The 12,805-nt window shown below is 76.8% G+C and carries 12 protein-coding genes and 2 tRNA genes; 10 read left to right on the top strand and 4 right to left on the bottom strand.

Going from position 1 to position 12,805, the window contains the following annotated elements:
• Positions 1 to 227 precede the first annotated feature (227 nt).
• The 3 genes from ACFVU9_RS37170 (at position 228) to ACFVU9_RS37160 (ending at position 1,852) form a co-directional block, all read left to right on the top strand.
• Positions 228 to 303, top strand: a tRNA-His gene (locus ACFVU9_RS37170).
• Positions 304 to 435: 132 nt separating this feature from the next.
• Positions 436 to 882 (top strand): DUF4442 domain-containing protein, encoded by a 447-nt coding sequence (locus ACFVU9_RS37165; RefSeq protein ID WP_329929065.1) that lies wholly within the window; start codon positions 436 to 438, stop codon positions 880 to 882.
• 103 nt (positions 883 to 985) lie between these two features.
• Positions 986 to 1,852, top strand: coding sequence for a hypothetical protein (locus ACFVU9_RS37160; protein ID WP_387601248.1), 867 nt, complete (start codon positions 986 to 988; stop codon positions 1,850 to 1,852).
• Positions 1,853 to 2,293: 441 nt separating this feature from the next.
• Here ACFVU9_RS37160 and ACFVU9_RS37155 read toward each other — a convergent pair whose 3' ends face one another.
• Both ACFVU9_RS37155 and ACFVU9_RS37150 read right to left on the bottom strand, forming a co-directional pair.
• Positions 2,294 to 3,223 (bottom strand): spermidine synthase, encoded by a 930-nt coding sequence (locus tag ACFVU9_RS37155; RefSeq protein ID WP_387601245.1) that lies wholly within the window; start codon positions 3,221 to 3,223, stop codon positions 2,294 to 2,296.
• 122 nt (positions 3,224 to 3,345) lie between these two features.
• On the bottom strand, positions 3,346 to 3,861 hold the full coding sequence (locus ACFVU9_RS37150) for a hypothetical protein (RefSeq protein ID WP_380445955.1): 516 nt from the start codon (positions 3,859 to 3,861) through the stop codon (positions 3,346 to 3,348).
• Positions 3,862 to 4,213: 352 nt separating this feature from the next.
• Between ACFVU9_RS37150 and ACFVU9_RS37145 the strand changes: the two genes are divergently transcribed.
• On the top strand, positions 4,214 to 5,761 hold the full coding sequence (locus ACFVU9_RS37145; RefSeq protein ID WP_380445954.1) for a tetratricopeptide repeat protein: 1,548 nt from the start codon (positions 4,214 to 4,216) through the stop codon (positions 5,759 to 5,761).
• 49 nt (positions 5,762 to 5,810) lie between these two features.
• On the opposite strand, the gene ACFVU9_RS37140 is transcribed toward ACFVU9_RS37145, so the two are convergent.
• Positions 5,811 to 6,467, bottom strand: coding sequence for a histidine phosphatase family protein (locus ACFVU9_RS37140; protein WP_380508658.1), 657 nt, complete (start codon positions 6,465 to 6,467; stop codon positions 5,811 to 5,813).
• A gap of 244 nt (positions 6,468 to 6,711) precedes the next feature.
• Between ACFVU9_RS37140 and ACFVU9_RS37135 the strand changes: the two genes are divergently transcribed.
• The 3 genes from ACFVU9_RS37135 to ACFVU9_RS37125 all read left to right on the top strand — a co-directional run bounded on the left by ACFVU9_RS37135 (position 6,712) and on the right by ACFVU9_RS37125 (position 10,973).
• Positions 6,712 to 7,890 (top strand): hypothetical protein, encoded by a 1,179-nt coding sequence (locus ACFVU9_RS37135; RefSeq protein WP_387601240.1) that lies wholly within the window; start codon positions 6,712 to 6,714, stop codon positions 7,888 to 7,890.
• 81 nt (positions 7,891 to 7,971) lie between these two features.
• Positions 7,972 to 9,600 carry a hypothetical protein gene (locus ACFVU9_RS37130; RefSeq protein ID WP_380445951.1) on the top strand — a complete coding sequence of 543 codons (1,629 nt, stop codon included), beginning with the start codon at positions 7,972 to 7,974 and terminating at the stop codon, positions 9,598 to 9,600.
• 8 nt (positions 9,601 to 9,608) lie between these two features.
• Positions 9,609 to 10,973, top strand: coding sequence for an AAA family ATPase (locus ACFVU9_RS37125; protein ID WP_380445950.1), 1,365 nt, complete (start codon positions 9,609 to 9,611; stop codon positions 10,971 to 10,973).
• Positions 10,974 to 10,986: 13 nt separating this feature from the next.
• On the opposite strand, the gene ACFVU9_RS37120 is transcribed toward ACFVU9_RS37125, so the two are convergent.
• Positions 10,987 to 11,289, bottom strand: coding sequence for a hypothetical protein (locus ACFVU9_RS37120; protein WP_380508667.1), 303 nt, complete (start codon positions 11,287 to 11,289; stop codon positions 10,987 to 10,989).
• A gap of 279 nt (positions 11,290 to 11,568) precedes the next feature.
• Here ACFVU9_RS37120 and ACFVU9_RS37115 point away from each other — a divergent pair, with 279 nt between their 5' ends.
• The 3 genes from ACFVU9_RS37115 (at position 11,569) to ACFVU9_RS37105 (ending at position 12,792) form a co-directional block, all read left to right on the top strand.
• On the top strand, positions 11,569 to 11,943 hold the full coding sequence (locus ACFVU9_RS37115) for a hypothetical protein (protein WP_380445948.1): 375 nt from the start codon (positions 11,569 to 11,571) through the stop codon (positions 11,941 to 11,943).
• A gap of 152 nt (positions 11,944 to 12,095) precedes the next feature.
• Positions 12,096 to 12,650, top strand: coding sequence for a bifunctional DNA primase/polymerase (locus tag ACFVU9_RS37110; protein ID WP_380445947.1), 555 nt, complete (start codon positions 12,096 to 12,098; stop codon positions 12,648 to 12,650).
• A gap of 68 nt (positions 12,651 to 12,718) precedes the next feature.
• Positions 12,719 to 12,792, top strand: a tRNA-Lys gene (locus ACFVU9_RS37105).
• Positions 12,793 to 12,805: the final 13 nt, after the last annotated feature.

Genomic DNA, 12,805 nt, shown 5'->3' with positions numbered 1-12,805 from the left:
ACCCCCCCCGCCCGCGCCACCGCCTACAATCCCCGCCCCGCGCCGCACGCCCCCCCCCCCCCCCCCCCCGGCCCCGACCGTGCGGCGGGCCCGCCGGGCTCCGGTAGGGCTCAGCGAGGGGTCCGCGCACGCCCGCGGGAAACCCTGGCGCGAGCACCCTCTCGGATCCTGTAGAGTTCTTCCTGTCGGAACGGGAACGCGAAGAGCGGGAACGGGCCGGACAGATGGTGGGTGTAGCTCAGTTGGTAGAGCACCTGGTTGTGGTCCAGGTGGCCGCGGGTTCGAGTCCCGTCACTCACCCCATGAGCCCGAGGGGCCGATCTCTTCAAGAGGTCGGCCCCTCGGGCGTTTTCGCGTTCCCTCACATCGGGCTCCCGCACCGCCCGTCGAGGACGGGCCTGTCGCCAGAAGCTACCGAGCAGTAACATCGTCCGCATGACGACACCTTCGATCGGCCAGATGCTCGACGCCACCGTCCCGATGGCGCGCACCCTCAAGCTCGAGTACCTGGAGACCACCCCGGAGCGCGCCGTGCTCCGGCTGCCCGACCAGCCCGAGTACCACAACCACGTCGGCGGGCCGCACGCCGGCGCGATGTTCACCCTCGCCGAGTCCGCCAGCGGCTGCATCGTGCTCGCCGCCTTCGGCGACCAGCTCTCGCGCGCCGTGCCGCTCGCCGTCAACGCCGAGATCGCGTACAAGAAGCTCGCGATGGGCGAGGTCACCGCGACCGCCGTGCTGGGCCGCCCGGCCGCCGACATCGTCGCCGAGCTGGACGCGGGCGAGCGCCCGGAGTTCCCCGTCACCGTCGAGATCACCCGGGCCGACGGCGCCGTCACCGGTGTGATGACGGTCACTTGGACCCTGCGCCCCAACTCCTGACCGCCGCGCGGTCCGTGGCCCCGGGGCGGCACCCCCGGGGCCACGATGACTGTCCGTGACGGCCGGCGTGACCTCACGGCCCGTCCGCTCGTTCTCAACTCACATGCGAGCCAATCACGCCACCAGGCACCAGGCACCCGACCCCCTCGGCGCCACCGGCGCCCGGCGCTCGGCCGGCCGGTGGCTCCCCGGGCCCCGCGCCGTCGCGGCCGGCGGGGCACTGCTCGCACAGCTCTGGGGCATCGGCGCCACCGGCGCGTACGCGGCCACGGCCGACCCCCTGCCCGCCCCCGCCGACACCGCCGTCCGACGCGCCCTGCACGGCACGCCGGCGCAGCACGACAAGGAGTCGGCCGAGCGCGCCGGCACTCCCGCGCGGACGCCCGCCTCGAACTCCCCCGGGCTCGTCGACGAACTCACCGGCACCACCGGGGCCGCCAACGGTGGCCTGCAGGAACGCATCCGGGCCGGCGGCCTGCCGCTCCCCGGCCAGCGGGCGGCCGTACCCGACGCCTTCGCCCTGGCCTCCGGCCTGCTCGGCGCGGTGCCGCCCCAGGGCCGGCCCACCGCGACACCCGCGCCGCGCGAGGGCGGACCCGCCGGGTCCACGGCCACCCCCGGCGAGCACGGCGGGACGAGGTCCGCACACCCCGCGGGTTCCGCACCGGCGGCGCGGAAGACCGAACCGGCCGCCGCCGCACCCGAGCCCGCGGTGCCGTCGGGCACGGCCGCCGGACCCACGGCACCCGACGCCACCATCGGCACCGGGCACACCGGACAGACGTCCACCGCGCCCTCGACCGGCGCTCCGGGAACGCCCTCGGCCATCGCGCTCGCCGACACGGCCACCGTGACGGCCGCCAAGGACGGCTCCGGCACGGCCACCGCCGTCCTCGCCCCCATCGCGGCCGGGCTCCTGCTCACGGGGGCGGCGATGTGGAAGCACCGCGGGCTGCCGCGGGGGCACTGACCCGACGGGGCCGGGCGGGCGGGATCCCTTGTCAGGAGGCCGAGTTCACGGCCCGGGTGGACGCGCGCCGGGTCGAGCGCGGAGGTGGGCGCAGCCGAGCGGACACGGCCGGGCGGGCGCGGTGGTCGCCCCCCGCCAGGCACAGCCGAGCGAACGCGGCGGGCCGGCGCGATGGGCACAGCCCGCCAGGCACAGCCGAGCGGACACGGCCGGGCGGGCGCGGTGGTCGCCCCCCGCCAGGCACAGCCGAGCGAACGCGGCGGGCCGGCGCGGTAGGCGCAGCCCGCCAGGCACAGCCGAGCGGACACGGCCGGACCGGCGCAGCAGGCACAGCCGAGCCGACGCAGCCGAGCCGACGCGGTGGTCGCGGTCGGACGGACGCCGCGGGAACGGCTCGGCAAGGCACCTGCCACACGGCGAGCGCCCGCGCCGCGCCGCCCGTCAGCGGAAGACGCCCGCCGGCGGGGCCGGGGACGGGACGGCCGTGGCGTCCGTCACGGGAGCGGCCCCGGCGGTGAACGCGGCCAGGGGCCCGCCGTGTTCGACGCGGGCGAGGGCGGAGTCGGTGGCCACGCGCCGCGTGAGGTCGGCGACCGGGAGGGGGGCGTGGGCCGCGGCGAGGATCAGGTTGCCGAAGCGCTTGCCGCGCAGGACCGCCGGGTCGGCGACGAGGCAGAGCTCGGGGAAGACCGCGCCCAGCGTGGCGACCTGGGCGCGCGCGAACGGGAGGGCGGAGCCGTCGGCCATGTTGACCGCGTACCAGCCGCCGGGGGCGAGCGCGCGGGAGGCGAGCGTCGCGAACTCGACGGTGGTGCAGTGCGCCGGGGTCCGGGCGCCGGAGAAGACGTCGGTGATCACCAGGTCGACGCTGCCCTCCGGGGTGCGCTCCAGCACGCTGCGGGCGTCCCCGCCGCGGACCTTGATCTGCCAGCCGCGCTCCAGCGGGAGTTCGGCGCGGACCAGCTCGGTGAGCGCGGTGTCGATCTCGGCGACCTGCTGCCGGGAGCGGGGGCGGGTCGCCGCGACGTAGCGGGCGAGGGTGAGGGCGCCGCCGCCGAGGTGCAGGACGGTGAGCGGGCGGCCGGGCGGGGCGACGAGGTCTATCAGGTGGCCGAGCCGGCGCTGGTACTCGAAGCCGAGGTGGGTCGGGTCGGCGAGGTCGACCATCGACTGCGGGGCGCCGTCGATCAGCAGGGACCACGCGGCGGGGCGGTCCCGGTCCGGGCGGAGCTCGGCCAGGCCGGAGCCGACGGGACGGGTGAGCGGCCCCTGGGCGTGGAGGCGGCCGCCGGGCCCGGTGGTGTCGGGCTGCGGCTGCGCCGTCGCGCGGCCCCGGTCGGTGCCGCGCGCGGCCCTGCTGCTTCGTCCCATGACAGCCATTATCGGCGCAGGTCGATGGGACCACTCGAACTGGCGAACGCCCGCGGGCGTGCTGGGTGGATCCGGCCGGAGGAACGGACCGAGGGCCCGGCGGGATCCGCACGGCACGCCCGCTAGAACGGGCCGAGGCCGCCGGCGGTCAGCGTGCAGGCGGCCTCGCAGAGCGCGGAGCGGAGCACCCACGCGTCGGTGGGCCGGGTGGAGCCGTCGGTGGCGGTCGGGGGCATCACCCAGCGCGGATCGGCGACGGGCAGCAGCAGGGCGCCGGGCGTGCACGAGCTGCCGGGCAGGTGCCAGGTGTCACAGGTGCCGGCCGGGACGTAGAAGGAGACGGTGCTGCCGCTGCGGCTCTGCAGGACGGCCCCGCAGGCGCGGCGCAGGCGCAGGATGTCGACCGCCTCCAGTCCGTGCCGCACGGCGACCGTCACGGTGTCGTAGCCGGGGAGGACGGTGCCCTCGCCGACGGCCGGGCGGCGGCCGGGGCTCCTGCCCCCGCGGGGGGCGCGGCCGCCCTCGACCGGTCCCCGGCCGGGGATCCGGTCGTCGGCGGGATCGGGGAGCAGGGCGGGGGCGGCGCCGGCGAGCACACCTCCGACGGCAGGTCGGTACTGCGGCAGTCCGGTGGCCATCACGGGCCCTCCTGTCACCTCGTCGGATCGGAAGCCGGGCCGCCGGGAGGCCCCGGGCGGTCCGGGGAGGTGGGGGTGTCGCCGGAGCGGGCGGCGGGGCCGGGGGCGGCGGCCTGGGTTCCACGTACCAGCACAACGCCGCAACCGCGCCGCAGGCCACGGGGCGCCTTACAGCAAGGCATGGCATTTCATGGCGGATCTCGGCAACTGCGCCCGTTTCGCACCTGATTGACCACATATCGGGCGAGAACGCGCTGTGGCCGACCGGTGACTCCCGGTACTGTCGGTGGCGGGCCGGGGTGATCCGTTCGGAGCACCCGGACACCGCCCCCGCACCTCCACGGAGCGCACCATGGCAGCCACCCCACCGGCCGAGCCGACCCGCCCGTCACCCAACACCGTGATGCGCGCACTGCGCGGCGACCGCTCGCCCGGCGAGTTCGCCACCGCCGTGCGCCGCGCCGCCCGCGAGATCGGGGAGCACGTGTCCTGCGACGCCCGCTACGTCGGACGGGTCGAGTCCGGCGAGATCCGCTGTCCCAACTACGCCTACGAGCGCGTGTTCCGGCACATGTGGCCGGGCCGCTCGCTCACCGACCTCGGCTTCGCCCCCAGGACCGCCGTCCGCCGCCGCTCGGCGGACGGAGCCCGGGGCGACACGCCACCCCCGCTCCACCCACCGTTCCCGACCCTGCCCGCCCCGCGCTCGCCACTCTCCACCCAACTCCCGTACGCTGCCTCGCCGTACGCGGATCCGCCCGCCCCGGACGGCCCCCCGTGGCCGCTCTCCGCGGCGGTGCCCCGAGGGCCCGCCGGACCGCGCCTTCTCGACGAGGAGAACGACGACGTGCGTCGCCGTACGTTCCTGACCGGCGGCTCGGCCGCCCTGGCCACCGCGATCGGATTCGACCCGCCCGCCGCGGCCGCCCCCGGCACCGGCCCGGGCGCCGGGGCCGGTGCCCTGGTGCCCGGCCGCAGCGCCCCGGTGCCGCTGCGCAAGGTCGGCGCCGCCGAGGTGCTGGGCGTGGAACAGGCCGTCCGGGACATCCGGCTCGCCGACGACGCGCACGGCGGCGACACCCTGTTCGAGCTGGCCGGGCAGTCGCTGAGGACGGCCTACGTGCTGCTCAACGAGGGCGAGTACAGCGCCGAGACGGAGCGCCGGCTGCAGGCCGGGGCCGGCGAACTCGCCATCTCCGTCGGCTGGCTGGCCCACGACTCCAACCGGCTCGCGGACGCCCGCTCGCTCTACGCCGAGGCGCTCGCCACCGCGCGGATGGCCGGCGACTCCGCCCTGGAGGCGCACGTCTTCTCCAACAGCGCCTTCCTCGCCCGGGACGCCGGCCGCCCCCGCGAGGCGCTGCGCGCCGCCCAGGCCGGGCAGGCGGCCGCCCGGCACCTCGACTCCGACCGGCTGCTGGCGCTGCTCGCCATGCGCGAGGCCGGCGGCTGGGCGCTCCTGCAGGACCGATCCGCCTGCGAGCGCGCGATCGCCCGTGCGTACACACTGTTCGACCGCGGGCCCTGCGAGGCCGACCCGGAGTGGATGTCCTTCTTCGGCGAGGCCGAGATCGCCGGGCTCCAGTCCCAGTGCTGGTCCGCGCTCGGCGACTGGGACCGGGCCAGCGAGCAGGCCGGGCTCGCCATAACGCTCCAGGAGCCGCACTTCGTCCGCAACCGGGTGCTGTACACCGCCGAGCTCGCCCACGACCGGCTCGGCCGGGGCGACCTCGCGGGCGCCGCGCACCACGGCTCGGCCGCCGTGGCGCTGTTCGGCGAGGTCCGCTCCGCCCGGATCCGGAGCATGCTCGCGCACACCGCCGAACGGCTGCGGCCGCACGGCGCGGTGCCGGAGGTCGGCGGGTTCCTGGCCGCGTACGACGTCGCGACCGCCGCCTGAGCGGAGCCGGTCGGCGGTCCTTCAGTGGCTGGCGCCCAGGCCCTCCAGGTCAGCGGCCGGCGCCCAGGCCCTCCAGGTGGGAGAGGTCGTTCCACACCTCGACCGCGGGCGCGCCGTACTCCCAGGACAGGACGCACAGGGCCGCCGTGCCGAGCTTGAAGCGCTGGGCGAACTCGGGCGGCAGGCCGAGCCAGCGGGCGGTCAGGATCCGGAGCAGGTGCCCGTGGGCGAAGAGGACGACGTCCCGGTCGGCGCCGTGCATGACGGTGGTGTCCGTCTCCGGGACGCCGTGCTCGTCGTTGAGGCCGGCCAGGAAGGCGTCCACGCGGGCCGCTACCTCGGAGAGCTTCTCGCCGCCCGGCACGCCGTCGCGCCAGATCAGCCAGCCCGGGTGGTCGGTGGCCCGGATGTCGGCGCCGGTGCGGCCCTCGTACTGGCCGTAGTCCCATTCGAGCAGCTCGGGGCGGTCCACGGCGCGGTCGCCGAAGCCGGCCAGGGCGCAGGTCTCCTTGGCCCGGCCGAGCGGGCTGGTGTAGACGAGCGCGTCCGGCAGCCCGTTCCAGGGCGCCTTGGCCAGCCGGGCACCGAGCGCCCGGGCCATCGCGCGGCCCTCCTCGGTGAGCGGGATGTCGGTGCGGCCGGTGTGACGGCCGGTGGCGGACCACTCGGTCTCGCCGTGGCGGACCAGCACGATACGGGCGGGCATGGGGGGCTCCTCGCGACGGGGCGGCGGCAACGGTCGGTCTCACCCTTGAGCACCGGGCTCCATGATCCCTCACCCGGACGGTGGACACGACGCGGGCCGGGAGCAGGGGCCGGAGCGGCGACGCGAACGCGAAGGGTGGCGGGGGCCGGAGGGCACGGGAGGGCGCCGGACCGCCTCCGGCGGGGGCCGGAACGGGGTGATCCCCGCCGGATTGTCGGACCCGGATGCGACACTGGGCCGCACCATGAACGTCTCGACGAACGCCCCCTCCCGTGGGCACTCTGAGCCGCTCGCCCGCCGGCTCGCCGAACTGCGCGGTCCCGCGCCGCAGCGCAGTCTGAACGCCCGCTCCCTCGCCGCGCTCGCCGCCAATCCGGGCTGTCACCGCAGGGCCGTGCTGGACGCGGCCGGGGTGGACAAGGCGGTGCTCGCCTCCCGGCTCGGCCGGCCGGCGCCGTTCGGGCAGTCCCCGTTCGCGATCGCCCGCGGCGTGATCTTCGAGTCCCGGCTGAAGGCCGACGGCTACGCGGCGCTGCTGGAACCGCTGCGCCATCACCTCGGCCTCCCGCCGGACGGCGGCGCCCCGCTGGTCGTCCCGGACCTCCTGCAGCGCTCGGGCCCCGCCGTGCGCGCGGACCGGACGGCCGAGGCGCTGGCGGAGGCCGCCGCCGACCCGGACGCCTGGACGCTGCTCGACCACCCGCTGCTGCGGCTCGACGTGGCCGGCAGCACCGCCTACCTGGAGCCGGACGCCGTCGTGGTGCACGGCGGGCGGTGCACGGTGGTCGAGATCAAGTCCTTCCCCGTGCTGGACGGCGCCGCCGACCCGGCCAAGGTCGGCGCCGCCGCCCGCCAGGCCGCCGTGTACGTGCTGGCGCTGCAGCACGCGGCCGCCGCCCGGTCCGGCGCGGCGCTCACGCCGGACCCGTACGCCGAGCAGCGGCTGCCGGGCAGTCCCCGGCTGAGCGTGCTGCTGGTCTGCCCGAAGGACTTCGGCAACCGGCCGACCGCGGTCGCCGTCGACATCCGCCGCGAACTCGCCACCACCCGACGCCAGTTGAGCCGGATGACCGGCATCGGCCGACTGCTGGAGACGCTGCCCGAGGGCACCGCCTTCGACCTCGCGGTCGACGAGGAGGGCGCCCCGGCCCGCTCGGGCGACGAGCTGGCCGACGCGGTCGCGGCCGTGCCCGCCGCGTACAGCCCGGACTGCCTCTCCACCTGCGAGCTCGGCTTCCACTGCCGCGCCCAGGCCCGCTGCGGCGACCGGGTCGAGCAGCTAGGCCGCGGCGTGCGCGGCGAGCTGGGCAGCATCCGGACGGTGACGCAGGCGCTGGCCGCCGCCACCGGCAGCGGCACGGACGAGGCGGCGGAGCGGCTCGCGTACGCGGCCGCGCTGCGCGCCGAAGCCCTGGGGAAGTGACCGGGAAGTGGCCGGAGAAGAGACCGCGGAAGTGACCGCGGAAGTGACCGTTCACACGAGCGAGCGAATCGTCGAGGGGCCATGAGTCTGCTGACCACCCTCGCCCGGCTGGAGGCCGTCCGCAGCGGGCGGGCCGAGCCGCTGGCCACCGTCCGGCACCGGCACCTGTCCGACCGGCCGATGGTGCTCGTCCCGCTGACCGCCGCCGGCGAGGCGGGCGCGCCGCTGGCCGTCCTGCTCGGCACCGACCGGGACGCGCCCCGGCTGCACCTCGTGCCGCAGCCGCTCAACCGCACGCTGCGCTTCGACTTCCTGGCCGCGCTGGCCGCCGACCTCCTGCCCTACGTGGAGTCCTTCGGGGCCGAGGTCGAGCAGATCGAGGGCTCCGAGAAGGACCCGGAGACCGGTGAGAAGACGCAGGTGTTCCGCGAGCTGTGCGCCGACGCGCCGCAGCTGATCGTGCCGAACGGCGCGGGCGTGCACCACCTCGCGCTGATCGGCCGCTCGACCCGGTTCCGCCGCACGGTCGAGGACGACGAGCCGGGCCCGTACCCGGCCCCGGTGCGGGTGCCGCTGCTCGGCCGCTGGCTGACCCACCTCACCGACCGGGCCCAGGTGCCCGGCTCCAGCCTGCTGCTCCCGATGACCGGCCTGCTGGCCCGGCACTGGGCGACCGGCCAGAGCCACCTGGAGGACCAGCACCTCGCGGCCCGGCTGGCCTGGCACTTCCCGCCGGAGGGCGTCGGCGGGGCCGAGGCGGCCGAGCGGGCCGAGTCCGCCCGGGACGACCGGGGGCAGCTGCTGCACCCGCCGGCCGGTCCGGCGACCGACCCGTCCTTCGACAGCGTCGTGCTCGGCCCGGCGATCGCCCGGTACGACGCCGCCGCCTCCGCGCTGCAGCACAGCACCGAGCAGCGGGACGACGAAGCGGCGGCGCGCGCCCGCGAGGCCGTCCGGGCGGCCGTCGAGCAGGTGCGCGGCGCGCTGTCGGCCGTGCTGCTGCCCACCTGGCACGACGTGTGGCGCGGCATCGACCTGCTGCGTTCGCTGCCGCCCGCCGGGCACCTGGCGGAGCGCTGGACGGGCGACCGCTGGTCGTACACCGGCCACCGGGACCGCCTGGCGGCCGGCGAGCCCCCGCAGCCCCGGCAGGACGACGCGGTGACGGCCGCCCGCAAGCTCGCCCAGCGCGAGCGCGAGCAGGCCAGGCTGGACGTCCAGGAGGCGCTGGACGATCCGCTCGCGATGGCCGAGCACCGGCTGGCGGGCGAGGCATTCGCCGGCGTGGTGACGGACGTCGTCCCGGACTACGACACCTCCGGCCGCTCCCCCAAGCCGCGTCCGCTGGTCACCGTGCGGACCGACGACCGCCCGCACGCCGACCTCGGCCGCGAGGCGCACCGGGTCTGGGGGTCCCCCCGCCCGGAGGCCGGGGGAGGTCAGTCCGCGCAGAAGGCCGAGATCGTCGCGGCCGACCCGGCGGAGGGCACGATCACCCTGCGGATCCTGTCCGGGATGGGCCGCAGGAAGGAGCCCGAGCCGGGCAGCGTGCCCGAGCCCGGCGAGCCGGTCACGTTCACCCTCTTCGAGCTGACCGTCCGCCAGTCCGCGCCGCTGCCCGAGCCGGACGACACCCCGTGGACGCACGGCGGCCCGCCCGGCGCCGCGCCCGGATCCCCGGGCCCCGCGGCCGACTTCGACTGGGAGTGAGCAAGCGCGTGACCGAGCAGAGCTCAGCGGGCCAGGCCCCGGGCGCGGCCGCCGACGCCGCCGTGGCCCGGATCCTGGCCGCGACCGTCCACCCGCCGGCCGGCGCCCCGCGCGGCGTGGTGGTGGACTCGCCGCCCGGCGCCGGGAAGTCGACGCTCGTGGTGCGCGCCGCCCGGGAGCTGGTCCGGTCGGGCGAGCGGCTGATGATCGTCGCCCAGACCAACGGCCAGGTGGACGACCTGGTCGGCCGGCTGGCCGAGAAGGCGCCGGAGCTGACGATCGGCCGGCTGCACGCAGCCGACGGCCGGCCGGGCCCGGAGGTGCTGCGGCACGCCAACGTCACCCCGTCCGACAAGGTCGCGGACCTGGTCGAGCACGACGTCGTGATCTCCACCTCCGCCAAGTGGCAGTGGGTGCGGGCCGAGGCGCCGTGGCGGCACGCGATCGTCGACGAGGCGTACCAGATGCGCTCGGACGCGCTGCTCGCGGTGGCCCGGCTGTTCGAGCGGGCGCTGTTCGTCGGCGACCCGGGCCAGCTGGACCCGTTCACCGTGGTCGGCACCGAGCAGTGGGCGGGCCTGTCCTACGACCCGTCGAGCAGCGCCGTGGTCACGATGCTGGCGCACAACCCGCAGATCGAGCCGCACCGGCTGCCGGTCTCCTGGCGGCTGCCGGCCAGCGCGGCGCCGCTGATCTCGGACGCGTTCTACCCGTACACGCCGTTCCGCTCCGGCACCGGCCCGGACGACCGCCGGCTCACCGCCACCGTCCGCCCGGACGGCTCGGCGCTGGACGCGGCGATCGACCGGGCGGCCGAGCACGGCTGGGCGCTGCTGGAACTGCCCGCCCGGCACACCGTGCGGACCGACCCGCAGGCGGTGGCGGCCGTCGCGGCGACCGTCCGCCGGCTGCTGGAGCGCGGGCTGAGCGCGCACTCCGAGCAGGGGCAAGCCCCGCTCACCGCGGACCGGATCGCGGTCGGGACGGCCCACCGGGACCAGGCGGCGGCCGTGCGCGCGGCCCTGCTCAAGCTCGGCGTCCCGGTGGACGGGACGGCCGGCCCGGCGGTCACCGTGGACACCGCGAACCGGCTGCAGGGGCGCGAGTACGACGTCACCGTCGTCCTCCACCCGCTCTCCGGGCGGCCCGACGCCACCGCCTTCCACCTGGAGACGGGCCGGCTCTGCGTGCTCGCCTCCCGCCACCGGCACGCGTGCATCGTGGTGGCCCGGGCCGGGATCGCCGAGCTGCTGGACGAGCATCCGTCCACGGAACCGGTGCAGTTGGGCGTCTCGGTCAGGTTCCCGGACGGCTGGGAGGCGAACCACCAGGTGCTGCACCACCTGTCCGGGCACCGGGTGCGACTGCGCTGAGCCCCGGGGGCGGTCAGTCCTCGGTCTCGCAGAGCGCGTACGCGGTGACGACGCCGTGGTCGGCGCGGGCCGACCAGGTGCCCGGGGCGCCGGGGGCGGGCGCGTTGACCAGGACGGTGTCGCCGGGGCCGGCGGGGGCGAAGGTGTAGCCGCCGCCGGTCAGGTGGCTGTGGGCGGGGCAGGTCGCGGTCGATCCACCGCCGGGGGCGCTCTTGGCCCCGGTCACCACGACGGTGGTCTCGGCGGCGGCGGCCGGGGACGCGCAGGCGAGGACGAGGGGCAGGACGAGGACCGGGAAGGCCTTCCGCACACGCATGGTTCTCCTTGTAGGGGTTCCGTTGGTCGACGAAGGGATCACCCGGCACAACGGCCCGGTCCCCGCCCCGATGCCGCGGCACGGGAAGGACCACCCAAAGGTGTCCGGCTCGCGGGAGTCCGGGGCGCGCCGGGGGCGCGCACGGGGGAATAGCGCCCGCACGCGCACCGTTCCGTCATCGGCCGCCTCCGCGCGACAATGGACGGCGGCCCGACCGGGCGGCGCGGCCCCGGAGCAACCGCCGTCCGCCCCTCACCGAGCACCCGGAGGTGTCCGTCCATGCCCGACTCCCACGCGATGGCGTCCGATTCCGGTGGTCCGTCCGCGCCGGCCCGGCGGCTGCGTCCGGTGCAGCTGCTGTTCGAGCCGCAGGCGGCGGAGCCGGAGGCGGAACGCTTCTTCGACCTGGAGTCGATCGACGACCCGGCGGAGCTGTTGCGCCGCTCGACCGAGCTCGCCCTGGCGTTCCGCGCGGCCGCCGAGCGGGCCACGGACTTCCAGGCGGTCGCCGCCGCGCAGCTCGCGGACCCGCGCCGCTTCGACGCACTGTCGGCGGACGACATCGCGCAGCGGGCGGACTGGACCCCCGACTACGCCACCAAGATGATCGAGTACGGCCGCGGCCTGCTCCAGCCGCGCCGCCACGAGGACTGAGCCCCGGGACCGCGCACCGGCCGGGTCCGAGGCCGCGGAAACTCGCCCCTGGCATATGCGCGGGGCGGAAGGGTACGCCGCCGCGCGCCGGCCTGTCCGGCGAACGGCCCTTTCCGCCCAGCCGCGCCCGCGCAGCGCGCACGCTGCTGTGCGTGGAGATCTGGACCTATCAGTCGGTGGAGTACGTCACCGTGGCCGGGGAGGCCTGGCTGGCCTCGGCGAGCGAGTACCCGCGCAGCATGCGCGCGCTGTGGGAGTCCCGCCCGTGGGCGCCGTCGGTGCTGCCGTGCGGGCGGGCGTTCGACGTGATCAGCATGCCGTCCCTGTTCGGCCGCCGGGTGCTGGACGAGCTGTGGGCCTCCGGGCCGGGCTGCGGGCCGGTCGCGGCCTACCGCGGGCGGACCCTGCTGTTCGTCCAGCCGGGCGCGGCGCCCCGGCTGCGCAGGCTGCTGGCCTGGGAGGAATGGGCCCGGGACGTGCCGCCGCTGCTCTGCCACGGCAAGGGCGACACGGTGACGGTGCCGCCGGTGCAGCGGATGGTGCACGGCCCGGACTCCCCCGGGCTGGGCGCCGGCCGGTGGATCGTCGCGCCGGAGGACCGGGAGCCGTGGCTGCCGGGCGCCTCGGTGGTGCTGTGGGCGTGCGTCCGGGCCTCGCGCGAGCCGGTCGCGGCGGGCCCCGCCGGGCCGGCGGTGACCGCGCGGTGAACAGCGCGCGACCGGTATTCGATTTTGGCGCGGGCCGGGGCCGCTGCTAGAGTCTTCTCTGTCAGCAGGCGCCGCTAGCTCAGTTGGTTAGAGCAGCTGACTCTTAATCAGCGGGTCCGGGGTTCGAGTCCCTGGCGGCGCACAGACAGCCGGAA

The organism is Kitasatospora sp. NPDC057936 (assembly GCF_042887525.1).
Taxonomy (GTDB): domain Bacteria; phylum Actinomycetota; class Actinomycetes; order Streptomycetales; family Streptomycetaceae; genus Kitasatospora.
Note: the sequence above shows the minus strand (reverse complement) of the source record. Positions and strands in the feature narration are given on the sequence as shown.

What these genes read in the sequence shown, in the direction of transcription:
- ACFVU9_RS37150 (WP_380445955.1), bottom strand. Translation starts at nt 3,861, where the DNA reads ATGGCCACCGGACTGCCGCAGTACCGACCTGCCGTCGGAGGTGTGCTC.
- ACFVU9_RS37135 (WP_387601240.1), top strand. Translation starts at nt 6,712, where the DNA reads ATGAACGTCTCGACGAACGCCCCCTCCCGTGGGCACTCTGAGCCGCTC.
- ACFVU9_RS37155 (WP_387601245.1), bottom strand. Translation starts at nt 3,223, where the DNA reads ATGGGACGAAGCAGCAGGGCCGCGCGCGGCACCGACCGGGGCCGCGCG.
- ACFVU9_RS37130 (WP_380445951.1), top strand. Translation starts at nt 7,972, where the DNA reads ATGAGTCTGCTGACCACCCTCGCCCGGCTGGAGGCCGTCCGCAGCGGG.
- ACFVU9_RS37115 (WP_380445948.1), top strand. Translation starts at nt 11,569, where the DNA reads ATGCCCGACTCCCACGCGATGGCGTCCGATTCCGGTGGTCCGTCCGCG.
- ACFVU9_RS37140 (WP_380508658.1), bottom strand. Translation starts at nt 6,467, where the DNA reads ATGCCCGCCCGTATCGTGCTGGTCCGCCACGGCGAGACCGAGTGGTCC.
- ACFVU9_RS37165 (WP_329929065.1), top strand. Translation starts at nt 436, where the DNA reads ATGACGACACCTTCGATCGGCCAGATGCTCGACGCCACCGTCCCGATG.
- ACFVU9_RS37145 (WP_380445954.1), top strand. Translation starts at nt 4,214, where the DNA reads ATGGCAGCCACCCCACCGGCCGAGCCGACCCGCCCGTCACCCAACACC.
- ACFVU9_RS37160 (WP_387601248.1), top strand. Translation starts at nt 986, where the DNA reads ATGCGAGCCAATCACGCCACCAGGCACCAGGCACCCGACCCCCTCGGC.
- ACFVU9_RS37120 (WP_380508667.1), bottom strand. Translation starts at nt 11,289, where the DNA reads ATGCGTGTGCGGAAGGCCTTCCCGGTCCTCGTCCTGCCCCTCGTCCTC.